Below are 24019 nucleotides of genomic sequence, written 5' to 3'. Positions count from 1 at the left end.
AGATGCGTCGCCGGGCACTATTCCACCGGAGGTCCCGACGATGTCAATGAAGCGCGCTCTGACGGGTGTGGCCGCAGCCGCCCTCGCCGCAACTGTGCTGGTCGTCGTGCCAGGCGAGCGAGGAGCGAGCACCGCGGACGCCGCTGCTGATGACATTCCCACCCCCACGGAATTCTTCGGATTCGCCATGGGAACCAGCGGAAAGCTGGCGCCTTTCGAGCAGATCAAGGACTACTTCGAGCTGGTCGCCGAAGAATCGGACAGCGTCGAGTACGAAGTAGCCGGCACCACCACGATGGGCAACGAATACCCGATCATGCGGGTGAGCTCGGCGGCGAACCTCGCCCGGATCGACGAGATCCTGGCGGCGAACGAGCGGCTGGCCGACCCGCGCGCCGACCTCACCGAGAGCGAGGCCCGCACGCTGGCCGAGCAGAGCGTCCCGGTCTACTACCTGGAAGCGACGCTGCACTCCACCGAGGTGGGCAACCTGCCGGCGCTGGTCGACGTGATCCACCGGTTGTCGACCGAGCGGTCGGAGTTCGTCCAGAACATCCTCGACAACCTGGTGATCCTGGTGGTGCCGTCGGCCAACCCGGACGGCCAGCACCTGCTCGTCGACTACTTCAACGAGACCGAGGGCACCAGCTACGCGCGCACCTATCCGGACCTTTACCACAAGTACGTCGGGCACGACAACAACCGCGACTGGATCTTCTTCACGCAGGAGGAGTCGCGCATCCGCACCCGGCTGGAGCAGCAGTACCGGCCGGTGATCCTGCACTTCATGCACCAGGCCGGCAGCAACAGCCCGCGCATGTGGGTGCCGCCGTTCGACGAGCCGCTCGGCCCGAACATCGACTCGATCCCGATCTCCGCGTCGAACGCGCTGGGCGCCGAGATCGCCAACGCCGCCGCTGAGGCCGGCCTGCCCGGCGTCAGCACCGACGACGCGTACGGCATCTTCTGGAACGCCGACGTGTTCGGCACCGGCCCGCACCGCGGCGCGTCGCTGTTCCTGCACGAGATCGCCTCGGTGCGCGACCTCGCGTTGCCGTTCTCGAACCCGGACGGCACCCCGCCCGGCGCTCGCGACCGGACCATGCGCACGTTCGACCCGTACACCGAGAAGACGTGGACGCTCGAGCAGATCGTCGAGTACGCGAAGCTCTCGATGTACACCGGCCTCGACAGCGTGGCCAAGGACGCCGACGACTGGCTGTACAACAACCTCTACCAGGTCAACCGGAAGAACATGGAGCCCGACGGCGGACCGGAGACGTACCTCGTCCCGGCCGGCCAGCGTGACCCGTTCGCCGTCAAGCAGCTGGTCGAGACCTTCGACATCGCCGGCGTCGAGGTCGACCGCGCGCTGTCGACGGTGCGGGTGGGCCGGCAGACGTACCCGGCCGGCACGCTGCTGATCCAGAGCCGGCAGCCGATGGGCAGCTGGGTGGACCAGGTGCTCGAGGTGGACCAGTACCCGGACCAGGCGCGCAAGTGCGCCAACTGCCCGCTGATCATGCCGTACAGCGAGACCACCGACAATCTCGGCATGCTGCTGGGCCTCACGGTGCAGCCGGTGGACGGCGCGCGGGTGGCCCGCACCGAACGGATCACCGCCGGCGACATCACCGCGCCGGCGGTGCCGAACGCGCCGGCCGGCGGCGCCTACCTGGTGCGGCCGACGACGTACGGGCTGACGCACGCGATCGCCCGGCTGCAGGAGGACGACGTCCCGGTGTTCCGGGCGGCGGCGGGCTTCACGGCCACCGGCACCACGTACGAGCCCGGCACGCTGATCGTCCCCGCGACGGCGGCCGCACGCGCCACGCTGACCGAGGTGTCGCAGCTCACCGCGCTGCCGGTGACGACGGCGCCGCAGGTGCCCGGCGTCGACGCGCTGCAGCTGAAGGCGGACACGAAGATCGGGCTGATCCGCGGCGCGAACAACATGCCCGGCGGCTGGCTGATGTGGCTGGCCGACACCTACGGGCTGAACTACGAGGTGGTCGAGGCCGACGACTACGCGAACCTGGCGCAGTTCGACACCATCCTCGTGGCGCCGGGCGTCACCAAGGCCCGCATCGTCACCGGGGTCAACCCGGCGCTGGTCCCGGAGGAGTTCCACTGGGCCCGCGGCGTCGGCGAGGCCGGCTGGCAGGCGCTGGCGACGTGGGTGCGCGACGGCGGCAACCTCGTCGCCGTCGGGTCGGCGGCGGAGACGGCCCGCGACCTGCTGGCGCTGCCGATCACCAACGCGACGCCGGCCGACCGGGCCGCGTTCAGCGCTCCGGGCACGCTGCTCAACGCGCAGTTCGACCCGGCCGCCCCGGCCACCTGGGGCATGCCGGCGAACTGGCCGGTCTGGTACAACAACAGCCCGGCGTACCGGGTGACGGCCGGCGCCGGCGCCACCGTCGCGTCGACGTACCCGGCCTCCGGTGAGCTGCTGGCCAGCGGCTACGCGCACGGCCAGGCCGCGCTGGCCGGGCTGGCGAACGTCGTGACGGTGCCGGTCGGCGCCGGTGAGGCGACCGTCGCCGCTGCGGACATCACGTTCCGCAGCTGGCCGCGGGCGACGTGGACGATCGTGTCCAACGCGCTCTACAACGGCGCCGGCAGCACCGTGCCGGCGGCCGAGCTGGCGGCCCGGGTGACCGGCCGCTAGGCGGTTCTCGTCCCGCCCCGTGGTCCGGCGTTCCGGGCCACGGGGCGGTTCGCGTGTCTACTCGACGGAGTCGGCGCCGGGGGCGCGGGCGCCGAGCTCGGCGTCGAGGCGCAGCAGGCCGGGGCCGTCGTCGCCGATGAGGTGCAGGCGGCCGAGGATCTCGGAGACCGTGGACTCCTCCTCGATCTGCTCCTCGACGAACCAGCTCAGCATCGGCAGGCTGTCGATGTCGCCCTCGGCGACGGCCAGGCGGTACAGCGACCGGATGGACTCGGACACCCGCTGCTCGTGCGCCAGCGACGCCTCGAACGCCGTGACCACCGCCGTGCCGGGGTCCTTCGGCGCGGCGATGTCGCCGATCTGCGGACGGTTGCCGCGGTCGGTGACGTGCTGGGTGAACTTGGCCGCGTGCACGCGCTCCTCATCGGACTGGATGCGCATCCACGACGCCATGCCCGGCAGGTTGGCGTCCTCGAGCGCGATGGCCAGCTGCAGGTAGGCGATGGACGACTCGAGCTCCAGCGTGATCTGCTCGGAGAAGGCCTTGGCAAGCGTGTCGTTGAGCTTCATGTGCCCGACGTTAACGCAGCTCAGAGCACATTTCCACGAAGTCCTGCCTATCCTTGCGAAGGTTCGCCGAACCTGTCCGCGGACTCATTCGCGCGCAGCCGCCAGCACGACGGGGCGGCCGCGGGTCACGAGCAGCGACACGGCCGGTGCGACGACGGCGGCCAGCAGCAGCGTGCCGGCCACGGTCGCGGCGGCGAGCGTCCACGGAACCTCGACGATCGCCGTGCCGACCGACCGCCGGGCGGCGACGGCGATGCCGGCCAGCGCGGCGGTCACCACGAGAGCACCGAGGACGAGGCCCGTCGCCGCGACGAGGAGCGCCTCGACGGCGGTGGTCGCCACCACCTGCGCGCGGGTCAGGCCGGACAGCCGCGCGACGGCGTGCTCGCGGCGGCGGCCGGTGCCGGCGATCACCATTGCGTTGACGACGGCCATGACGGTGTAGAGCGCGGCGAGCACCAGGAGCACGGCGAGCGTGGTGGTGTTGGTCCGCTGCTGGTCGCGTGCGGCCGCGGCGATCCAGGCGTCGACGTCGGTGACGTCGCCGTAGGCAGCGGCCGCCCGCGCCACCGTCGCCGGGTCGTGGCCGGGCGCGATCCGGAGCAGCACGTCGGCGGGCGCGGCGGCGAGTTCGTCGGCCGGGACGAGGTCGCGCGGGACGAGGACCTGCTGCTGCCCGGAGAGCCGCTCGGGCAGGACGACGGCGATCCGCACGTCGACGGCGGTGTCGCCGACGGTCACCGTCGCGCGCTCGCCCACCGTGTAGCGGACGCCGTCGGTGGGCTGTTCCATGACCGCGATCGCCGGCCCGGTGAGGTCATCGAGTTCGCCGGCGACCGGGCGGACCCGATGCACCCGGCCGTAGGCGTCCGGGTCGATGACGGCGATCCCGTCGAGACGCCGGTCGGCACCGGGCAGGTCCACCGTGAGCGGCAGCACCTGCTCCGGCGAGGCGGCCGCCACGCCGGGGAGCCGGGCGAGAACAGCGACGTGCTCGCCGGTGGTGGCGACGACGAGGTCCGCGTCGGTCCCCTCGCGTTGCTCGGCGGTGACGGCGCTGGTCGTGGCGTTCACGGCACCGGTCAGGCTGAGCACCATCGCGACCAGGACGATCACCGGGGCCGCGGTCGAGGCCGACCGCTGCACCCCGTCGCGGATGTTGGCCTGCGCGAGCCGTCCGAGCGTGGTGGCCCGCACCGGGAGGCCGAGCAGCAGGCTCACCGGCGGCAGCAGCGCCGGGCCGAGCAGACCGAACGCGACCGCGCCGGTGATCGCGACTCCGAGGCCCAGCGCCAGGGCCACGATGACACCGACGAACGAGGCGGCGACGATCTGCACGACGGTCAGCGCCAGCATCGCCAGGCCGCCGGCCCACCGTCCGGCGGTCATCACCGACGCCGCCGCGGGGGCGCCACGCACCGCCTCCAGCGGCGGGATCCGCGCGGCCCGCCGTGACGCTGCCGCCACACCGAACACGGCCACCCCGATGCCGATACCGGCTGCGACCCACCCCGCCCACGACGGGCGGGTGAGGACGAACCCGTCCGGCACGAACTCGGCCCGCCGCAGCAACCACAGCTGGGTCCGGACAGCGGGGTCGGTCAGCGGGAGGCCGAGAGCCGCGCCGGCCGTCCCGAGGAGCACCGCCTCTCCGGTCAGGACCAGCCGCACCTGGAGGCGCCCGGCGCCCAGCAACCGCAGCAGGGCGAGGTCCCGGCGGCGTTCGGCGACGGTGAACGAGAACGTGGTGGCCACGATGAAGACGGTGAGGAACCCGGCGAGTATCGCGCTGATGATCATCACGGTGGCCACGCCGTCGAACGCGTCGCGGACCGCGGCCGCCTCGTGCGGCGTCAGCCCGGCGGTATCGGGCGGCGTCGCGGACGCGGCGATCGCCGCTGCCGAGGCGATCAGCGCGACGCCGACGGCGACGGTGAGGACAGCACCGGCGAACAACGGCCAGCGATCGCGGAACCCGCGCAGCGACAGGCCGATCACGGGCGCTCCAGGCCGGCCAGGGTGGCCGCGACCACATCGGCGGACGGACGCTCCAACCGGTCGGCGATGCCACCGTCGAGCAGGAACACGACGCTGTCGGCGGCCGCCGCCGCGGCGGGGTCGTGGGTGACCATGACGACGGTCTGGCCGCCGTCCACCATCCGGCGGAGCAGGCCGAGCACCGACCGGGACGCCGCGGAGTCCAGGGCGCCGGTGGGCTCGTCGGCGAACAGCACGGCCGGACGCGTCGCGATCGCCCGGGCCAGCGCCACTCGCTGCTGCTGGCCGCCGGACAGCTGGCCGGGCTTGTGCCGGGCGCGGTCGCCGAGCCCGACCGACTCGAGCGCGGCCCGGATCTGAGCACGGCGCGGCCGGGCGCCTGCCAGCCGCAACGGCAGCGCGACGTTCTCGGCGGCGGTCAGCGAGCCGACCAGGTTGAAGTTCTGGAAGGCGAACCCGATGGCGGTGCGCCGCAGCCGCGTCAGCACTCGATCGGAGGCCCGGGAGATGTCGTCGCCGGCCAGCACGACCCGGCCGGCATCGGCCCGTTCGAGCCCGGCCAGGCAATGCAGCAGCGTGGACTTTCCCGAGCCCGACGGGCCCATGACAGCCAGCCACGTCCCGGCCGGCACCTGCAGGCTCACGTCGGTCAGTGCGGCCACCGACGTGGCGCCGGAACCATAGGTCTTGGACAGTCCGACGGCGGCGACCGCTCCTGCGGGCGGGCCGGCGCGGCCGGTGTGTACGGATGGGAGTGGCGTCGTCTCGGACATCACGGTCCATCCAAGGCGGGCGACGCCGGTTCGGGTATGGGCGTGGACGAGACATCCGCTCTCGTCCACGGGGTAGCGCGCACGCCACCCCGTACGGTGAAGCCATGACTTCGACAGCCGGCGCCCTGGCGGCGCACCGTGCGCTGCCGCTACCGGCCACCCTCCTGCTCGCGGCCGCGCTCGCGGTGGTCGACATCGTCGTCGTGACGGTCGCCGCCATGCTGCCCGCCATCCTCATGGCGGCGCCCGCTCTCGTCCCCGCCGATCAGATCGATCTCGGCCTCTGGCTGATCGACACCAGCGGCGAGGCCTGGCTCACGGTGCTGCCCGGAGCGGCCCTGCTGACCGCCGAGCTGTACGTGTTCGCGCGGCTCGGCCGGGCCCAGCTGGACCTCGTGCGCCGGTCGGCCGCCCCGGCGCCGGCACGCACCGAGCCGGCCCCGTCCGCCTTCGTGGCCACCCTCACGCCGCGCGAGCGCGAGGTGCTCGAGCTGATGGCCGAGGGCCTGACCAACGCCGCCATCGCGGGCCGGCTGTTCGTCAGCGAGGCGACCGTACGCAAGCACATCGGCCGCATCTTCGCCAAGCTCGGCGCCGAGCGCGGCAGCACCGACCGCCGGGTCGCGGCGGTCGTCGCCTACCTGCGCGACGATGCTCGCGTCTGATCGAGGGTGTGTCTCCGCCGCTCGCTACGGCCGAGACCCGGGAGACCCATCCTAGACCGGCCGGCCGCCGACCCAGGTGTCGGCGATCTGCGGCACCCCCGGCCGGTAGGCGAGGTGGACGTACGAGGGTGCGTCGAGCACGGCGAGGTCGGCGCGGGCGCCGGGCGACAACCGCCCGACGTCGGCGCGGCGCAGGGCCGCCGCGCCGCCGGCCGTCGCCGACCAGAGCGCCTCGGCCGGCGTCATGCGCATCTCGCGGACCGCCAGCGCGATGCAGAACGGCATCGAGGACGTGAAGCAGGAGCCGGGGTTGCAGTCGGTGGCCAGCGCGACGGTGGCGCCGGCGGCCAGCAGCCGGCGGGCGTCGGGGTACGGCGAGCGGGTAGAGAACTCCACGCCCGGCAGCAACGTGGCGACGGTGCCGGAACCGGCCAGCGCGGCGACGTCGGCGTCGTCGAGGAAGGTGCAGTGGTCGGCGCTGGCGGCGCCCAGCTCGCAGGCCAGCTGGACCCCCGGGCCCCGACCCAGCTGGTTGGCGTGCATCCGCGCGCCCAGCCCGCGGCCGAGGCCGGCCGTCAGCACCGCGCGGGCGGCGTCGGCGTCGAACGCGCCCTTCTCGCAGAACACGTCGATCCAGCGGGCGTGCGGCGCGCAGGCGTCGAGCATGGGGCCGGTGACGAGGTCGACGTAGGCCCCGGGGTCGGACGCGTACTCGGCCGGGACGACGTGCGCGCCGAGGTAGGTGGTCTCGTCGGTGTGCTCCGCCGCGAGCGCCAGGGCGCGGGCTTCGTCGGCCACCGTCAGGCCGTAGCCGCTCTTGATCTCGACGGTGGTGGTGCCCTGCCGGCGCATCTCCAGCACCAGGCGGGCGAGGTTGAGGGCGAGCTGCTCGTCGGGGGCGGCCCGCGTGGCGGCGACGGTCGTGCGGATGCCGCCGGCGGCGTACGGCTGGCCGGTCATGCGCGCGGCGAACTCGGCCGAGCGGTCGCCGGCGAAGACGAGGTGGGCGTGGCTGTCGACGAAGCCGGGCACGACGCAGCGGCCGTCGAGGTCGATACGGGAGTCGGCGCTGGGTGCGGCGGGGGCCGGGCCCACCCAGAGGACCTGACCACCGGAGTCGGCGATCAGGGCGGCGCCGGAGATCTCGCCGAGCGGCGAACCGTCACCGTACGCGGGGTCGTTCGTGACCAGCAGCCCGATACCGTCGAGGAGAGTGGTCGCCACGACGTGAGCCTAGCCTGCGGCTCAGGCGGAACTGGCGGCCAGGACGCCCCACGCGACGAGCTTCTCGCGTAGTTCGGCCGGCGGGATCTCGTAGAGCAGTGCGGCCAGCGAGATGTCCTCGGACCGGATGGTCAGCACCGGGCTGCCGAAGTCGTTGCGCTGCCGCTGGATGGACGCGACGAAGGTGGCCAGCCGCTCGGCCTCGGGCGGTGCGTTGCGCAGCGCGTCGAGATCGAGGACCAGCTTGCCCTCCTGCGTCGGGATACGGGACCGGGCGCCGTCGGACACCAGCGTGTCGACCGGGACGCCGTAGAACTCGGCGAGCTCTGCGATGCGCCGGATCGACGCCACGCGGTCACCGCGTTCGTAAGAGCCGACCACGACAGCGCGCAGCCGGCCACCGGACTTCTCCTCGACGGCCTGGAGCGAGAGCCGCCGGCGCTTGCGCAACGCGCGCAACCGAGCGCCCACGACCTTCGCGAAGTCCTCCTCCGTCGAGTCCGGACTGCCGTCGTTCATCGTCGAACTCCCCAAAGGTGCCTCGTCCTCCGTACTGATCCGCCCGCACCAGCACGCCTGCGCCGCCCCCCTGGCAGGGTCCCGGACAACGCCCGGGACAGATCAGAGAATACCGGGCATTCGTGGCCGATTGATCACCGGCCGTCCGAGACTTTGTTCAGCTGGCATGCTAGGAGGTCAGGCGAGGACACGCCAACGGCACGTGTTCCACGTCACACCATGCGAAGCGGGACTCCTGGGTTGCGGGCCTGCTCCAGCACCACCTGGGCAGGCAGCGGCTTGGACATGAAGAACCCCTGCGCGCGGTAACAGCCGAGGTCGAGCAGGGTCGTGACCGCCGCTGGGTCCTCGACTCCCTCGGCCACGGTGGTCAGGTTGAACGCCTCGGCGAGCCGGACGATCGCGGCGACGATGGCGCGATCGCCACTGCTCTCGGCCAGTGCCGAGACGAAGCTGCGGTCGATCTTCAGGATGTCGACCGGGAGCTGCTTCAGCTGGGCCAGCGAGCTGTACCCGGTGCCGAAGTCGTCGATGGCGAGCGTGACACCCAGCCCGCGCAGCCCGTTGAGGGTGGTCTGGACGTCGTCGATCTCGCGCATCACCGTGCTCTCGGTGATCTCGATGCCCAGCTCGGCCGGCGCCAGGCCGTACCGGCTCAGCAGGGTGGCGACGAAGCCGACGAAGTCGGCGCTGATCAGCTCGCCGGCGGAGATGTTCACCCGGACCAGCGGCGGCGGCACCGGCGACGTGCGCTTCCACGCCGCGAGCTGCCGGCACGCCTCCTCGAGCACCCAGCGGCCCAGCTCGGCGGAGAGGTTGATCTCTTCGACGACGGAGATGAAGGCGTCGGCCGCCAGCAGCCCGCGCTCCGGGTGCTGCCAGCGCACCAGTGCCTCGACGCCGGTCATGCGGCCGTCGCGGAGGTCGAACTCGGGCTGGAAGTACAGCCGCATCTCGTTGTTGCTGATGGCGGAGCGCAGCCGCAGCTCGAGATCGGCGCGGACGAGGAGCTTGGATCGTAGGTCGTCGTTGAACACCACTACGGAGTCTCCACCACGCTCTTTGGCCTCGAGCAGCGCGACATCGGCGTTGCCGAGCAGCTCGTCGACCGTGCTGGGCATGTCCCCGTTGACCACGACGCCGATGCTGGCGCTGCGGCTGATGGCGTGGCCACCGACCTCGAGCGGCTCGGCGACGCGGTCCAGAATGCGCCGGGCGGCCCGCTCGGCGGCGGACGTCGACCCGATCTCGTGCAGCACGATGACGAACTCGTCGCCCGCCAGCCGTGCGACCACGTCGTTCGGGCGGACGGAGTCGCGCAGCCGTTCCGCGACGGCCTGGATGAAGCTGTCGCCGACGGTGTGACCCAGCACGTCGTTGACCGTCTTCAGCCGATCCATGTCGGCGAAGAGCACCGCGAGCGGAGCCCGGGGATCGGCCTCCAGCACGGCGTTGAGGTCTTCGACGAACGCCCGGCGATTCCACAGCCCGGTCAGCTCGTCGTGGTACGCGTGGTGGTGCAGGCTCTCTTCGGCCGCGACCCGGGCGTCGAGCTGCACCAGCAGCGAGGCGATGGCGCGCAGCGCGCGCACCTCGGGGCGGGTCCAGATGCGGTCGCCGAAGTGGATGAGGCCGAGCACACCCCGGGTGGTGTCGTCGTGGATGAGCGGCACCGTCGCCAGCGAGACCTCGGGCACGCCGGAACCGGCGCGGACGCGTTCCTGGTAGCCGAGCTGGCCGTCGGCCGGGCGGGTGATGAACGGCTCGCGTTGGTCGCGGACCATCGAGAAGATCGGGTCGTCGGTGTCCCACGGCACGATGCCGAGCGGGTCGGGATCGGGAACGTCCACCCGTCGCGGCCATTCGTCGACCAGCACGCTGGCCTGCAGCCCCGGGTCGTTGTGCCGCAGGAAGCAGGTGTCGGCGCCGAAGTAGCGGCCCAGCTCGCTGATGACCCTGAACAGGGTCTCGGCGAGGTCGCGAGCGGTGACGCCCATCAGCTCGGCGGCGACGTAGGTGACGAGGGCGTCGAGCCGGCCGTGCTGGTCGGTGATCTCGCCGGCCTCCATGACGGCCGTGCACAGCTGGCCGGAGACCGACATCAGCTCGCGGTCCTTCACGCCGTACGGGGTGCCGTCGATCCGCACCAGGCAGATGGCGCCGACGAAGTCGCGGTAGGCCACCTTGACGGCGAGGACGGCGTGGCCGGCCGGCGTGGTGCTCTCGACCGGCTCGGTGCCGGCCCGGCCGGCGACCTCGGTGGTGGCGGCGCGGATGGCGTCGCGCATGGCGGTGAGGTCTTTGCCCCCGACCCCGGCCGCGGCGGCGCTTCCCCACGACACCATCGGCATGCCGCCGTCGACGGCGAGCACGTCGGCCGAGATGGAATCCGTGGCCCGAGCCAGCGCCTCGAGGAGCGGCTGGATCGTCTCCGGGTCCATCTTCATAGATTTCTCCCTGCCTCCAGGGCGTCCCGAACGGTGCGGTCGGCAGACAGGCGGCGGCTCCGGACGCTGACGCTAGGAGCGTATCCGATCCGCATCACCAGTGCGACGTGCCTTCGCCCAAGTCCGACGATCCCGGCGAAATCGTCGCGCAAGCGACGAAGCCGGTCGGAGTACCGCGGCGACAGTTCCTCGAAATCGGCGTCGTCGACGCCGAAGATGAACACCGGCGACATCGGGTGGACCGCGAGACCGAGCCGCTCGGCCTCGATCCAGACCCGCTCGACGGCCTGGCCTCCGCGCACGTAGTCGGCCGGCGACGACCCCGCGACAGAGACGACCGCCAGCCCGGCGGCGGCCTCGACGCGATCGCGGGTGGACTCGCCGAGCGCCCGGCCGAGGTCCTGCTCGGCGAGCACCGCCATGACGTCGGACCGCCGCGCCACGCCCAGTTTCGCGAGGTCGGAGCGGTCCAGCTCGAGCGTCCGCACGTCGATGCCCCAGTCGAGCGCGTCGACGCCGGGCCAGCGCAGCTCGCGCATCATCTCCCGGTGCAGATGCTCGGTGAGGTAGCGCAGCCGGTCGGACTCGCCCAGCAGCTCGGCCAGCTGGCGCAGCGGCTCGCGCCCGGTGACGAGGTGGACGTCGCCGTCCTCGGCCGCGGCGGCCGCCCGCAGCACGTCCGTCGTCTCCGGCGGCAGCGGCGCGGGCCCGTTGAAGTGCCGGTTCGAGACCCGCCGCAGCATGGCGTCGTACAGGCCGGCCAGCTCCGGGTCGGTGCCACTGCCGAACCGCAGGGTCGCCACGTGGTCGCCGTCGGCGGGGATCTCGACGGCGCCGAGCAGCCCGTGCCGGGCGGCCGCGACCCGGGCGTTGAACAGCGCCGCCCCGATGGCGACGTGGCTGCCGCGGAAGGCGACGTCCAGCGTGGACGTCTGCGTGCGGTCGAGGTCGATGGCCAACCCTTCGGAGCTGAGCGTGAACGCCCAGGGCTGGGTGTTGCCGCCCGACGGCGCCAGCCGCGCGGCGTGCACGACGGTGGCGCGCGGCAGGGTCGGCGCGGGCTCGGGGTCGACGACGAGGTCGGCGCCGAAGTCGGCGTCGGCGGCCGGCGGCGGGTCGGCCAGCTCGGACAGCACGGCGTCGAGGTCGACCCGGACCCGTCCCGACCGCACGGGCGCGCCCAGGCCGAGCTTGCGGACGGCGGCGGCCACCGTGGCGGCGCCCAGCGTGATGTCGCCGCCCAGCTGCGGCCAGGTGTTCAGGGTCTCGTCGACCTCGGTCATCGACGCGGCCATCGACGCCGACAGCTCGCCCGGCTCGAGCACCCGCAGCACGTACGGGACCTTGTCGTGCGTCGACAGGCCCATGAGGTCGGCCGGGCGGGCGTCGCCGAGCAGGCCGTGGAACAGCGGCCGGTCCGGCTCGAGGTCGTAGCGCTCGACGTCGAGCAGGCCGCGGTCGCTGGTCTCCATGACGAGCGGCAGCCGGTGCCGCCGCGCGCCGTCGCGCAGGGCCAGCTTCACGTCGAAGGAGTCGCACTCCTCGACGACGACGTCCAGGCCGTCGAGGAAGCGGTCGACGGTCTCCAGCGTGAGGCCGGCGGGTTCGATGCTCACCTCGATGTACGGGTCCAGCTCGGCGATGCGGCGGGCCACCACGACCGCCTTGTTCACGCCGAGGTCGAAGACCGTCCCCGGGATGCGGTTGAGGTTGGACAGCTCGATCTCGTCGAAGTCGGCCAGCCGGATGTGACCGCAGCTGCCCTCGAGCGCCAGCGTGTGCGCGATGGCATGGCCGACGCTGAGGCCGGCGACGCCGACGGAGAGCCGGCGCAGCCGCTGCTGCTCCTCGGCGGTGATCTTGTTGCGGTTGCGGTCGGTGCGCAGCCGGTGGAAGGCCTCGGGCCCGAGCAGCTGCACCAGGGTGCGCCGCCAGGGGTAGTAGAACCACCGCGCCGGCTCGCCGGCGACCTCCGGCGGTGCCGCGGAGAGCAACCGGGCGAGGTCACGCTGCTGCTGCCCGAGGGTGTCGGCCACCTGCACCGCGGGGTCGGCACGCAGGGCGGCCAGTCGTTCGGGGTCGGTCACCAGCTCCGGGCGCCAGCCGGCCCCGTTCACGGCATCGGTCATCGTGCGCCCGGAACCTCCGTGCCCGTCGCAGTGCGGCATTCGTTCTCGAACAGCCGGCGCTGCTCGTCGGTGGCGCGCTCGATGGCCGTCGCGCCGTCCCACGTCAGCATCGTCGTGCGGTAGCGGTCGTCGGGGTAGCGGGCCGGGATGATGCCGGGCAACTCCTCGGCGCCGGAGTTGAACCAGCGCGACGCCGCGTGCTCGGCCGCCGAGCAGTACGCGTAACGGACGCCGAGCACCCGCATGGCGTGCAGGAACGCCCGCGACGTGAGGTCGGCCAGCGCCGACTTGTGCTCCGACGCGGGATCGACCCAGGCGCCCTTGAGCTCGATGACGCCCTCGGGCAGAGCGGCCTCGATCCAGTCGCTGACCAGCGAGGCCGACACCGGTTCGCTGGCGAACTCGCGGGGCGCGTACGCGTCGCGCATGCTGCGCAGCGGGCCGTTGACGTACCAGCCGGCCCAGACCTTCCCGCTGTCGTCGGACGTGATGGCGAACACCGGCGCCTCGGACTCGTCGGTGACCGCGGGCAGCGTCAGGGCCTGCTCGACCCGGTAGCGCTGGTAACTGGCGCGGGCGCCGTCGGCGTAGGTGGTCCAGTGGCCGAACCCCTGGGCCGGCGTATAGAAGCGCATCGTCATGCCCGAGACGTCGTCACGGAACCCGTACAACTCGCGGGCGGCGGATTTGAGGGGGCTGGTGGTCATGGCATCCACACCTGGCTTCACGGCTCCGTCCGGTCTGTCATATCTGTACCGTATGCGCCGTTCACGCTATAGATGTCATAATGCCCGACTCGGCGCGAGGGCGACGCCGGAATGGAGAACGCGACGGGTGCCTGCCCCCCAACAGACCCGCCGCGTCTCCACATTGCGGCGGCAGGACCAGCCCGCGGAAACCTGCCGCCGCCCCGTTTGGGACGTGGTGCGAACGTCCCCGGACGCGCGCACCACGTCCCCTTTTCACGGCACGGCCTGTGCAGGGCGGAGGGCCGTACCGGTCCAAGGTCACGACTCGAGGTCGTGAATCGCACCTCCGATGCTTCCCGGCCGCGAGGCGCCACTTCCGTGACATCCCCGTCCCTCGCGACCAATCCAACGTATTGGACTGGAGCACCTATTTGCCGGTGCGGATGTTTAGAAGAATAGACAGGGAAAACCGATCTCGCAACAACTACTTTGCGTAACAAAATGTGACGGAGAGTAGCGGTTCGATCTTGTGCCGGAGCGTGACGCTCAGTGATCAAAAACTTACGCTACGTCACTGCTTCGCAGCTCAGCGGCCTGCCGCCCCGAACAACGCACGTCGGCGATGGCCGCCGCCGCTCCGGACGATAACGCTGCGCGACGATTCCGCGGAACCGAAACGCGCGATTTTCCCAGCGATCCGGCGGTGTTATTCCGAACGCCACTCCGGTGCCCACTCAATTGGCCGCCGAACTTCCTCGCAAGGTACGGCTCACCCGCGACGACCCTCGTCACCGGCGACGACGGCCGCGCGGATGCGCCGTGACGCATCGTGATCACGACCTTGCCCGTCGTCATCAGACCGGTCAGACTTCTCCGGAAATGTCTACGTCGCCGGCCACCTACCGCCACGTCCTGGGCGTGGCGGAGTTCCGCTGGCTGTGGCTGGCGCACCTGCTCTCCGTCATCGGCGACCAGCTCGCGCGCGTGGCGCTGACCCTGCTGGTGTTCGACCGGACGGAGTCGGCCGGACTCGCCGCGCTCACCTACGCGCTGACGTACCTCCCGGACCTCGTCGGCGGCGCGACCCTGGCCGGACTGGCCGACCGGTTCCCGCGCCGCGACGTCATGGTGGCCGCCGACCTCGCGCGGGCGGCGCTGGTGGCGGCGATGGCGATCCCCGGCGTCCCGCTGGCCGGGCAGGTGTGCCTGCTGGCCGTGGTGCAGTTGCTGACGGCGCCGTTCTCGGCCGCGCGACAGGCGGCGCTGCCGGACATCCTGAGCGGCGACCGGCTGATGCTGGGGCTGGGGATCATCTCGATGACCTACCAGGCCTCACTCGTCGTCGGGTTCGGCGCCGCGGCGGCGCTGGTGGCCGAGTTCGGCGTGCACACGGCGCTGCTCATCAACGCGGCCACGTTCGCTCTGTCGGCGCTGCTGATCGCCCACGGCCTCAGCCCGCATCGTCCCGCCGCACTCACCGCGGGTTCGCGCAGCGCCGCTCCCGGGCAATGGGCGACCATCCGGGCCGGCTGGCATGGCGTGGCGCGCGACCCGCGGCTGCTCACATTGCTCGCCATCGCCTGCTGTTCGGGCTTCTACGTCGTGCCGGAAGGGCTCGCCGTCCCGTACGCGACCGAACTCGGCGCCGGCTCCGCCGCGGTCGGCTGGCTGCTCGCGGCCAATCCGGTGGGCACGTTCCTGGGGATGCTCGTCCTGCGACGGGTGCGGGTCGACCGCCGGCTCGTGCTGATGGGCCCGCTCGCGGTCGCGAGCAGCGCGATCCTCATCCCCACCCCGTGGGCGCCGGGCCTGGCCGCCGCGGTGGTGCTGTGGACGCTGAGCGGGCTGTTCTCCGCGCACGACATGATCACGCAGGCCGCATACGTCGAGGCGACGCCGCCGCACCTGCGCGGCCAGGCCGTCGGCCTCGCCATCGCAGCGCTGCGCGCAGCGCAGGGCGTCGCCATCGTCGCAGCAGGGATCTTCGCTCAGCTCGTCGCGCCATCGACCGTGATCGCCGTCGCGGCGGTGCTGGGCACGCTCGCCGCAACCGCCGCCGCCGTGCGGTGGTCCCGTCTCGGACCAGCCAGCACGCCGCGCCGCGCGTCAGGACCCAGCCGATGACCACGGCTCGCCGGACGCGCCGTCGACCACACCGTCAGACGGGGGACGGTGTCAGCTCCAGGTGGTGTCGCGCATCGGACGGTCCTCCCTCCACACCCTCGTTCGTCCGGGATCAGGTCCGGTTCAGCTCCAGGTCGTGTCACGCATCAGCCCGGCCCTCCCCTCACTCGCTCGCTCGTCACGCGGTGGTCCGGTCCGGTTCAGCTCCAGGTGGTGTCGCGCATCGGACGGTCCTCCCTCCACACCCTCGTTCGTCCGGGATCAGGTCCGGTTCAGCTCCAGGTCGTGTCACGCATCAGCCCGGCCCTCCCCTCACTCGCTCACTGGTCACGTCGCGGTCTGGTCTGGTTCAGCTCCAAGTCGTGTCGCGCATCGGACCGCCCTCCCTTCCTTTCTGCATCCCGCAAGAGGTCAACCGGATCGTCCCACTTACGTTCCTATTGTCCGCATCTACCCCAGGGGCAGATGCGGACACTTCGGATATGCTGTGCCACCAAGATCGGCAAGCACAGCGGTTTGCACGGCTGAGGGCGGGTGCAAGGGCTTGACTCGACGACTCTGGAACTGGTGCCGCAACGGGTCACTGTGGCAACTGCCCAGGCCACTGGTGATCCTGATCCTCGTCGTGGTGGCCGCATCGATCGTGGTGAGTTCCGCGACGGCCGTGCTCGTGCCCGTCGGAGGTTCCGACCTCGTCCGGTTCGGCGTGCTGCTGGGCTGCTCGTGGCTGGCGATCGAGCTGACCCGGCACATCGAGCGCAAGCGCGAGTACTGGCGGAGCCCCACCTCGGGCTACATCGACACGAAGTCCGTCTGGAGCTTCGCCGCCGTCATCGTGCTGCCGCCGCTGCTGGCCTCGCTGATGGTGGTCCTGACGTACTCCCTCGCGTGGTGGCGCATCAAGCCGCACGCGCGCCCCGGCCTGCCGCATCGGTGGATCTTCTCCTGCGCCACCGTGCTCTGCGGCACGCAGGCGGCCGTCGTCGTGCTCGCCGTCGGGATGGCGAGCTACCCCGGAGCTCCAGGGGCGGCGAGCCTGGAAGGACTCGCCGAGTTCGGGGTCATCGCGGCCGCCGGCGTTCTCCGGTGGGCCATCAACCTCGGCCTGGTCATGGTCGCCATCGCGCTGTCCAGCCCGACCGCCCGGGCGCGGGACCTCTTCTCCAACATCGGCGAGCAGGTCCTCGAGGCCGGCGCCCTCGGCCTCGGCCTCGTCACCGCCGCCGTCGTCGTGAACAACCCGTTCGTACTGCCCGGCGTCGTCGTCGCGATGGTCGCCCTGCACCGCGGCCTCCTGGTGCACCAGTACCAGCAGGCGTCCCGGTTCGACGCCAAGACCGGCCTCACCACGGCCAAGTGGTGGCACGAGTACGCGGACCAGGCGCTCGCCCAGGCCCGTAGCCGCGGCCGCACCATGGGCCTGCTCATCGTGGACCTCGACCACTTCAAGGCGATCAACGACACCTACGGCCACCCGTTCGGCGACCGCGTGCTGCGCTCCGTGGCCACGGAACTGCTCGCCGAGGTGCGCGACGAGGACGCCTGCGGCCGGTGGGGCGGCGAGGAGTTCGTGGTCGCGCTGCCCGACGTCGGCGACGAACGCAACGTCCTGCGGGTGGCCGAACGCATCCGCCGCCGCATCCAGGCGGTGGTGCTCGAGCCGCCCGGGCGCGACGACGCCGTGAGCGTCACCATCACCGCGTCGGTCGGCGGCACCGTCTTCCCGGCCGCCGGCATCACCACCCTGGACGAGCTGGTGCTGGCCGCCGACACCGCGCTGTACGCGGCCAAGAACGCCGGCCGCAACACCGTCCGCATGAGCGCCGCCGGCACACCGGCGATGCCCCAGCAGCGGACCCGGCCGCAGTCGGCCGAGCCGCCGACGTCGGCCGGCTGACCCGCGGGCGGGCCGCCGGCGCCGCTCCGGGATGATGGGCCGATGCGCGCATTCATCGGGGCCGCCACCTCGGGTGGCCAGGGCCGGCCGGCAGCAGGCATCACCGTCGCCGACATCGAGAAGGGCGTGGTGACGCCGGTCGGCGAGCCGGCCCTCCGCGGCGTCGGCAACCCCATGTACCTGGCGTTGTCCGACGACGGCCGGGTGCTCTACGCGATCCACGAGGTCGACGACGGCGCGGTCAGCGCGTGGGCGGTCGGCGACGGCGCACCGCGGCCGCTGGGCGAGCCGCGGCCGACCGGCGGCAACGGGCCGTGCCACCTCTCGGTGCACCCGAGCGGACGGTACCTGCTCACCGCCGACTACGGGTCCGGCTCGCTGAGCGTGCACCCCATCGGCGCCGACGGCTCGCTCGGCGACGCCACGCACGTCGTCCGGCACGAGGGCAGCGGACCCGACCCGGACCGCCAGGACGGCCCGCACGCGCACATGATCGTCACCGACACCGAGCGCGGCCACGTCCTCGCCGCTGACCTCGGCACCGACACCGTCTACCGGTACGTCCTCGACGACGCCACCGGCCGGCTGTCGCTGGCGGACGAGATCGCGGTCGCGCCCGGAGCCGGCCCCCGTCACCTCGTCATCCGCGGCCGGTACGCGTACGTCGTCACCGAGCTGGCCTCCACGGTCACGGTCGTCGACCTGACGACGGCCGAGGTGGTCGCCGACGTCTCGACGCACGTCGACGACGGCCGCGGGCCGAGCTACCCGTCGGCCATCCGGCTCGGCGCCGACGGCCGGTTCCTCTACGTCGCGAACCGGTTCGTCGACGACATCGCCGTGCTGTCCGTCGACGGCCCGGACGTCGCGCTGGTCGCGAACGTGCCCTGCGGCGGCGGCCACCCGCGCGACCTCGAGCTGGACCCGTCCGGCGAGTACCTGTACGTCGCCAACCAGTTCACCGACCAGCTGGCGTCGTTCCGCATCGACCGGCAGACCGGCCGGCCGGAGCCCACGGGCGACGTGCTCAGCACGCCGAGCCCGGCCAGCATCCTGTTCGGCTGACCGGGCCACTCGGTCAGGACCGGGTGCGCTGCCGGCGCGCCCGGCGGCCGCCCGGCCGGCCCGGCACGGTGTCGTGCATGGCGGCCGGGCGGTGCGCCCCGCCGGGGGTGAGCCGGCGACGGCCGCGGCGACCGGCCACGGCCGGCTCGGGCACGTGCGCCTCGACCACCACCGGCGGCGGGGTCTCACCGGTGATCGGCGGGTCGGGCTCGAGGCCGGAGATCTGCTTCGGCCGCGCGACCAGGAACATCGCGCCGACGGCGAGCACCGACATCGCGAACATGACGCCCGCCATGGGCACCGCCGAACCGGTGCCGAACGCCCCGACCAGCGGCGCGCTGACGGCGCCGACGGCGAAGTTCATGGCGCCGAGCAGCGCGGCCGCGGTGCCCGCCGAGCGGCTGTGCCCGGCCAGCGCCAGCACCGGGATGTTCGGCATGGTGAAGCCGACCGTGGTGAGGATGACGAACAGCGGCACCGCGATGCCGTAGATGCCGAACAGTCCGGTGACCGCGAACAGCACCATCAGCGCGGCGGCACCCGAGGCGGCGACCAGCGCGCCGGCCAGGATCCACTGCGGCCGCACCCGGCGCACCAGCCGCGCGTTGAGCTGCGTCGCGGCGATGAGGCCGAGCGAGTTGACGCCGAACAGGATGCCGTAGGACTGCTCGGACAGGCCGAACACGTCCTGGAACACGAACGACGAGCCGGCGATGTAGCCGAACAGCGCGGCCATCATCAGCCCGCCGGTGAGCATGAGGCCGACGAACGTGCGCTCGCGCAGGATCGAGCCGTAGGTGCGCAGGGTGTCGGCGACCCCGCCGGAGCGGCGGCGGTCCTCGGGCAGCGTCTCCTGCAGCCCGAACACCACGACGGCGACCAGCCCGAGGCCGAGCGCGGCCAGCACCCAGAAGACGCCGCGCCAGTCGGTGAACTGCAGCACCTGGCCGCCCAGCGTCGGCGCCAGCACCGGCGCGACACCCGTGACCAGCATCAGCCGCGACAGCAGCCGGATGGCGGGCATGCCGGTGTAGAGGTCGCGGACCACGGCCATGGACACGACGGCGCCGGCCGCGGCGGCCATGCCCTGCAGGACACGGAAGACCCCGAGCACCTCGATGGTGGGGGCGACGGCGCACAGCAGCGAGGCCACGACATGCGTCAGCGTGGCGGCGATGAGCGGACGGCGGCGGCCGACGGCGTCGGACCACGGGCCGAGGATGAGCTGGCCGACGGCGAAGCCCAGCAGCGTGCCGGTGAGGGTCAGCTGGACCTGGGCCTCGGTGGCGCCGAGGTCGCCCGCGATGTCGGGGAACGCGGGCAGGTAGAGATCGATGGTCAGCGGTCCGAGTGCGGTGAGCGCGCCGAGCACGAGGATCCGGCGGATCATCGTGCTGCGGGACAGGCCGGTGACGCCGTCGGCGTCCGGCACGGCGCGAGTGCGCGCAGACAAGGGCGGCCTCTTCCAGAGGTAGTACGTGAAGGGGAGCAAAACGGCGCGCGACTGCTGCGGCGCGAAACACCGACATGCTCAACTGTGCCAGAGGCGCCTGACATTCCGACAGGGAGTTTCATGTGACGCGGCGTACAGCCGCCCGCGTCAGCGCAGCAGCGGCGCGACCGCCTTCCAGCCCGGGTCGGGCCGGCTCTGCACCGCGGCGGTGCCGTGCGTCCACTGCTGCAGCACCGCGCCCACCGGCGCGGGGTCGACCTCGAGGCCGTCGACGTAGAGGTGCACGACGATCTTGCCCTCGCCGGTGACGCGGCCGACGTGGACGACCTGCGGGCCCTCGCCGCCCAGCTCCGCGATGACCTGCTGGACCAACTGCTCGGCGTCGTCGAGCAGGGAGTCGTCCGGCGGCATGCCGTCGGAACCGGGCGGGTAGTCGAGCACGAGCGCGACGTGGGTGTCGGCCAGCGGCCGCTCGACGCGGTCCAGCGGGCGGCGCACCAGCGCGACGATCGGGCCCTTGCGCCCGCTGCCGCGCAGCAGCGCCCAGACGTCGTCGGACGGGCGCAGCTGGTCGACCACCGTCCCCAGCATCGACACCGGGATGGCGTCGAGCGGCGGGTCGGCGGCGACCTCGACCTCGCCGATCCAGCGCTCCGCCTCGTCCTCGCCGAGCGCGGCGTCGAGGCCGTGGAAGGCGACCGAGAGCCGGTGCTCCTTGTCCAGCAGCGGGAACAGCGGGTGGTGGATGACGACGTCCAGCCGGCTGCGCTGCGGGTCGACGCGGGTGCCGGCGACCAGCTCGCGCAGCTCGATGTCGTAGTCGTCGACCTTCATGACGACGGAGTCGAACAGGGCGGGGTCGGCCCGGCGCACCGGCGCGAACTCGACCTCGGGGTCGTCGGGCGCGGCCAGCATCCAGCGCTCGGCCAGCCCGCGCAGTTCGGCCTTGCCGCCGCTGGAGACCACCAGCATGAACCGCTTCGCCGCGCTGGGTGAGACCTCCCAGTTCAGCGACGGGTCGATGGCGGCGACCGGCGGGCGGAGCAGCTCGATGAGGTCGTCGGAGCGCTTCTCCTCGAACGCCGCGAGGACGTCGTCGCGGTGCTCGGTCCACCACGCCCAGAACCGGGCGATCGCGGGCCGGGGGTCGTCGGTCACCCTGGTCTTGCGGCGGAAGATCGCCATGTGGAGCTCGTCTCTTACGGCGGCGGCTGATCGCTTCGACGATCAGGGGTCGAGAGGAGCATCATAAGAGTGCGGGATCGACCCGGTGTCCTCCGAAGGAGGTGGGGGTCATGACCATGCCGACTCCCGACATCGAACAACACCCCGACGTCGCTGCCATGAGGCACAGGTACGACCAGCTCGCCGAGACTCCCGTCGCGCAGTCCGCCGACGGCCTGACGTTCCTGGCCGGCCTCTATGTCGCGATGTCGCCATGGGTGATCGGATTCTCCGACCACTCCGCGCTCACCATGACCAACCTGTTCACCGGCATCGCCGTCGCCTTGCTGGCGGCCGGGTTCGTGGCCTCCTACGGCCACTTCCACGGCATGGCCTGGGTCGCGCCCATCCTGGGCGCCTGGGCCATCGTGGCGCCCTGGGCCGTCGACGGGCCGACGCCGGAGAACTCCGCCATCGTGAGCAACATCATCGCCGGCGCCGTCATCGTGTTGTGCGCCCTCGCCATGATGTCCGGCGGCATGCGCCGGACTCGCTCCTGAACAACGGGCCTCCGGGCGGCGGCGCTCCTTCCCCGATCCCGTGCGCCGCCGCCCGGACCTCGTCCACGAAGATGGGCCCATGGAGTTCGCCGACGTCGTCGCCCGTCGCCGCATGGTCCGCAACTACACCGACGAGCCGGTCGACCCCGCCGTCGTCGACCGCGTCCTCACCCACGCGCTGCACGCGCCGAGCGCCGGGTTCAGCCAGGGCTGGGCGTTCCTGCGCCTCGACTCCCCCGCCGACGTCGCCCGGTTCTGGGACGCGGCCACGCCACCCGGCGACGGCTCCGACGCGTGGTCGGCCGGCCTGCGCCGGGCGCCCGTGCTGATCGTGCCGTTGTCGTCGAAGGCGGCCTACCTCGACCGGTACGCCGAGCCGGACAAGGGCTGGACCGACCGCGACGAGTCCCGCTGGACGGCGCCGTACTGGGACATCGACACCGGCATGGCCAGCCTGCTCATGCTCCTGACCGTCGTCGACGAGGGTCTGGGCGCCTGCTTCTTCGGCATCCCGGCCGACCGCGTCGACGCGTTCCGAGCCGCCTTCGGCGTCCCGGCCGACTACAAGCCGATCGGCGTCGTCAGCATCGGCCACCGCGCGCCCGACCGCCGCTCGCCGTCGCTGCGCCGCGGCCGCCGCGACCTCGACGCCGTGGTGCACCGAGGCCGCTGGTCGGCCTGAGCGTCAGACACCGCCGAAGCGGCGCTCCAGCAGCGCGTTGAGCAGCGCGGCCGCGGTGCCGGCGTCGTCGACGGTGACGAGGGTGCGCACACCGTCGGTCCGTTCGACCAGCAGCGCCTCGCCGCCGCGCAGCACGTAGCCGCGGGTGCCCTTCAACGGGCCGACGGCGGAGAGGCGATAGCCCCAGCCACCGAAGTCGCGGGCCGGGCGGACGGTGACGGTGCTGGCTCGCGCGATGCGGTCCAGCGACGTGTGCAGGCGCGGCCGCCCGAACCGGCCGCGGATCGTGAGCCCGCGCTCGTCGACCGTCACCGTGATGGAGAACATCGCCGCCGCGAGGACGGCCAGCGCCACACCGATGCCGAGCACCCACCACTGCCGGGCCAGGACGCCGACGACCGCGGTGACGCCGATGCCGGCGACGAGCACGACGGCGGGCAGGCCACCGGTGGCGGCGGACCGGGTCCAGACCACCCGCTCGCCGGCCCCGACGGCCAGGTGCGGCGCCTCGGTGGCGCCGGGCGGCAGCGGCCCGAGCGGCCGTGACGGCGACGTCCAGCGCGGCGTCAGCGCCACGGCCAGCACCGCGACCACGACACCGGCGGCCAGCGCCAGCGCGATGACCGCGCCGGGCAGCTCGACGGCGGCGGCATCGGCCGTTCCGCGCTGCCGCTCGGTCAGCAGGACGGCCAGCGCCGTGACGAACGCCGTCGTGCCGGCCGTGGTGGCGGCGACGACCCGGGTGACGGTGGCGTCGGCGCGGACCGCCAGCACCAGCACGACCCCGATGACGGCGAACGCGGCGGCGAACCCCACGACCAGCCAGGCCACCGTGGACACCGAGCTGAAGCCGTCCGCCGTCCCGTCGGCACCCCAATGGGTGGCGACCCGCGCCGGCAGTTCGTCGCGCCAGCTCAGCACCAGCGCGGCGCCCACCGCACCGATCACGATCGGCAGGCCGGCCGCGGCCAGCAGCGCCCGCGCCAGCACGCCGCGGCCCGGGCCACCCGTCGTCTGCTCCGTCATGAGTACTCCTTCCGGATCAATGCGGTGAGCTCGTCGGCGCTCAGCCCCAGCCGGCGCGCCTCGGCGATGGCGCCGGCGACGGCCTCGCGCAGCCGCGCCAGGCCGCCCGCGCCGGCCTCGGTGACCACCGCGCCGCGCCCGCGGCGCAGCTCCACGAGCCCTTCGTCCCGCAGCAGCTGGTAGCCGTGCAGGACCGTGTGGACGTTCAGCCCGAGCGACTCGGCCAGCTCGCGCGCGCTGGGCAGCCGCTCCCCGGCCGCCAGCTCGCCGCGCGCGATGGCACCGCGGACCGCTCCGGCCAACTGGGCGAAGAGCGGCTCGGCGGACGCCGGGTCGAGTCGGATGAGCATGCTTCGATTGTAT

Annotated in this window: 19 protein-coding genes; 7 read left to right on the top strand and 12 right to left on the bottom strand. The window is 72.6% G+C overall.

What is annotated here, in order from left to right; all coding sequences use genetic code 11:
• Window positions 1–187: 187 nt before the first annotated feature.
• The gene (locus tag BLV02_RS25345; RefSeq protein WP_069109055.1) at window positions 188–2671 is read left to right on the top strand and encodes a M14 family zinc carboxypeptidase; all 2484 of its coding nucleotides are present in this window, start codon (window positions 188–190) and stop codon (window positions 2669–2671) included.
• A 57-nt stretch (window positions 2672–2728) separates the two neighbouring features.
• On the opposite strand, the gene BLV02_RS25340 is transcribed toward BLV02_RS25345, so the two are convergent.
• The 3 genes from BLV02_RS25340 to BLV02_RS25330 all read right to left on the bottom strand — a co-directional run bounded on the left by BLV02_RS25340 (window position 2729) and on the right by BLV02_RS25330 (window position 6012).
• Window positions 2729–3241, bottom strand: a complete 513-nt coding sequence (locus BLV02_RS25340; protein ID WP_069109056.1) for a ferritin — start codon at window positions 3239–3241, stop codon at window positions 2729–2731.
• Window positions 3242–3325: 84 nt separating this feature from the next.
• Window positions 3326–5239, bottom strand: coding sequence for an FtsX-like permease family protein (locus tag BLV02_RS25335; protein WP_069109057.1), 1914 nt, complete (start codon window positions 5237–5239; stop codon window positions 3326–3328).
• Window positions 5236–6012 carry an ABC transporter ATP-binding protein gene (locus BLV02_RS25330; RefSeq protein WP_069109058.1) on the bottom strand — a complete coding sequence of 259 codons (777 nt, stop codon included), beginning with the start codon at window positions 6010–6012 and terminating at the stop codon, window positions 5236–5238. The genes BLV02_RS25335 and BLV02_RS25330 overlap by 4 nt, the downstream gene beginning before the upstream one ends.
• Window positions 6013–6116: 104 nt before the next feature.
• Here BLV02_RS25330 and BLV02_RS38090 point away from each other — a divergent pair, with 104 nt between their 5' ends.
• Window positions 6117–6677, top strand: coding sequence for a helix-turn-helix transcriptional regulator (locus BLV02_RS38090; protein ID WP_069109059.1), 561 nt, complete (start codon window positions 6117–6119; stop codon window positions 6675–6677).
• Between the two features lie 51 nt (window positions 6678–6728).
• On the opposite strand, the gene hutI is transcribed toward BLV02_RS38090, so the two are convergent.
• From hutI to BLV02_RS25300, 5 genes are all read right to left on the bottom strand, one after another.
• Window positions 6729–7901, bottom strand: coding sequence for an imidazolonepropionase (gene hutI, locus BLV02_RS25320; RefSeq protein ID WP_069109060.1), 1173 nt, complete (start codon window positions 7899–7901; stop codon window positions 6729–6731).
• Window positions 7902–7922: 21 nt separating this feature from the next.
• The gene (locus tag BLV02_RS25315) at window positions 7923–8420 is read right to left on the bottom strand and encodes a helix-turn-helix domain-containing protein (protein ID WP_069109061.1); all 498 of its coding nucleotides are present in this window, start codon (window positions 8418–8420) and stop codon (window positions 7923–7925) included.
• Window positions 8421–8632: 212 nt separating this feature from the next.
• Entirely contained in the window at window positions 8633–10867 is a 2235-nt protein-coding gene (locus BLV02_RS25310) for a putative bifunctional diguanylate cyclase/phosphodiesterase (RefSeq protein WP_083288195.1), read from the bottom strand.
• On the bottom strand, window positions 10864–12996 hold the full coding sequence (locus BLV02_RS25305) for an Rv1355c family protein (RefSeq protein ID WP_069109062.1): 2133 nt from the start codon (window positions 12994–12996) through the stop codon (window positions 10864–10866). Before BLV02_RS25305 ends, BLV02_RS25310 begins: the two co-directional genes overlap by 4 nt.
• Window positions 12993–13703: a hypothetical protein gene (locus BLV02_RS25300; protein WP_069109063.1), complete on the bottom strand. Its 711-nt coding sequence runs from the start codon at window positions 13701–13703 to the stop codon at window positions 12993–12995. The genes BLV02_RS25305 and BLV02_RS25300 overlap by 4 nt, the downstream gene beginning before the upstream one ends.
• An 861-nt stretch (window positions 13704–14564) precedes the next feature.
• Here BLV02_RS25300 and BLV02_RS25295 point away from each other — a divergent pair.
• The 3 genes from BLV02_RS25295 (at window position 14565) to BLV02_RS25285 (ending at window position 18771) form a co-directional block, all read left to right on the top strand.
• Window positions 14565–15809 (top strand): MFS transporter, encoded by a 1245-nt coding sequence (locus BLV02_RS25295; RefSeq protein ID WP_069109064.1) that lies wholly within the window; start codon window positions 14565–14567, stop codon window positions 15807–15809.
• A gap of 544 nt (window positions 15810–16353) precedes the next feature.
• Window positions 16354–17706 carry a GGDEF domain-containing protein gene (locus tag BLV02_RS25290; RefSeq protein ID WP_216093951.1) on the top strand — a complete coding sequence of 451 codons (1353 nt, stop codon included), beginning with the start codon at window positions 16354–16356 and terminating at the stop codon, window positions 17704–17706.
• A gap of 42 nt (window positions 17707–17748) precedes the next feature.
• On the top strand, window positions 17749–18771 hold the full coding sequence (locus BLV02_RS25285) for a lactonase family protein (protein WP_069109066.1): 1023 nt from the start codon (window positions 17749–17751) through the stop codon (window positions 18769–18771).
• Window positions 18772–18784: 13 nt separating this feature from the next.
• Here BLV02_RS25285 and BLV02_RS25280 read toward each other — a convergent pair whose 3' ends face one another.
• Window positions 18785–20224, bottom strand: a complete 1440-nt coding sequence (locus BLV02_RS25280) for a multidrug effflux MFS transporter (RefSeq protein ID WP_216093952.1) — start codon at window positions 20222–20224, stop codon at window positions 18785–18787.
• A gap of 147 nt (window positions 20225–20371) precedes the next feature.
• Window positions 20372–21409 carry a hypothetical protein gene (locus BLV02_RS25275; protein WP_069109068.1) on the bottom strand — a complete coding sequence of 346 codons (1038 nt, stop codon included), beginning with the start codon at window positions 21407–21409 and terminating at the stop codon, window positions 20372–20374.
• Window positions 21410–21519: 110 nt separating this feature from the next.
• On the opposite strand from BLV02_RS25275, the gene BLV02_RS25270 reads away from it, so the two are divergent.
• A complete protein-coding gene (locus tag BLV02_RS25270; protein WP_069109069.1) occupies window positions 21520–21948 on the top strand; it encodes an SPW repeat protein in 429 nt (142 codons plus the stop codon).
• A 79-nt stretch (window positions 21949–22027) separates the two neighbouring features.
• A complete protein-coding gene (locus BLV02_RS25265) occupies window positions 22028–22630 on the top strand; it encodes a nitroreductase family protein (RefSeq protein WP_069109070.1) in 603 nt (200 codons plus the stop codon).
• Window positions 22631–22633: 3 nt separating this feature from the next.
• Here the strand turns inward: BLV02_RS25265 and BLV02_RS25260 are convergent, their stop codons facing one another.
• Together BLV02_RS25260 and BLV02_RS25255 are read right to left on the bottom strand one after the other, a co-directional pair.
• The gene (locus BLV02_RS25260; protein ID WP_069109071.1) at window positions 22634–23656 is read right to left on the bottom strand and encodes a DUF1648 domain-containing protein; all 1023 of its coding nucleotides are present in this window, start codon (window positions 23654–23656) and stop codon (window positions 22634–22636) included.
• Entirely contained in the window at window positions 23653–24006 is a 354-nt protein-coding gene (locus tag BLV02_RS25255; protein WP_069109072.1) for a GntR family transcriptional regulator, read from the bottom strand. Before BLV02_RS25255 ends, BLV02_RS25260 begins: the two co-directional genes overlap by 4 nt.
• Between the last annotated feature and the right edge of the window lie 13 nt (window positions 24007–24019).

The organism is Jiangella alba (assembly GCF_900106035.1).
In the GTDB taxonomy this organism is placed as follows: Bacteria; Actinomycetota; Actinomycetes; order Jiangellales; family Jiangellaceae; genus Jiangella; species Jiangella alba.
Note: the sequence above shows the minus strand (reverse complement) of the source record. Positions and strands in the feature narration are given on the sequence as shown.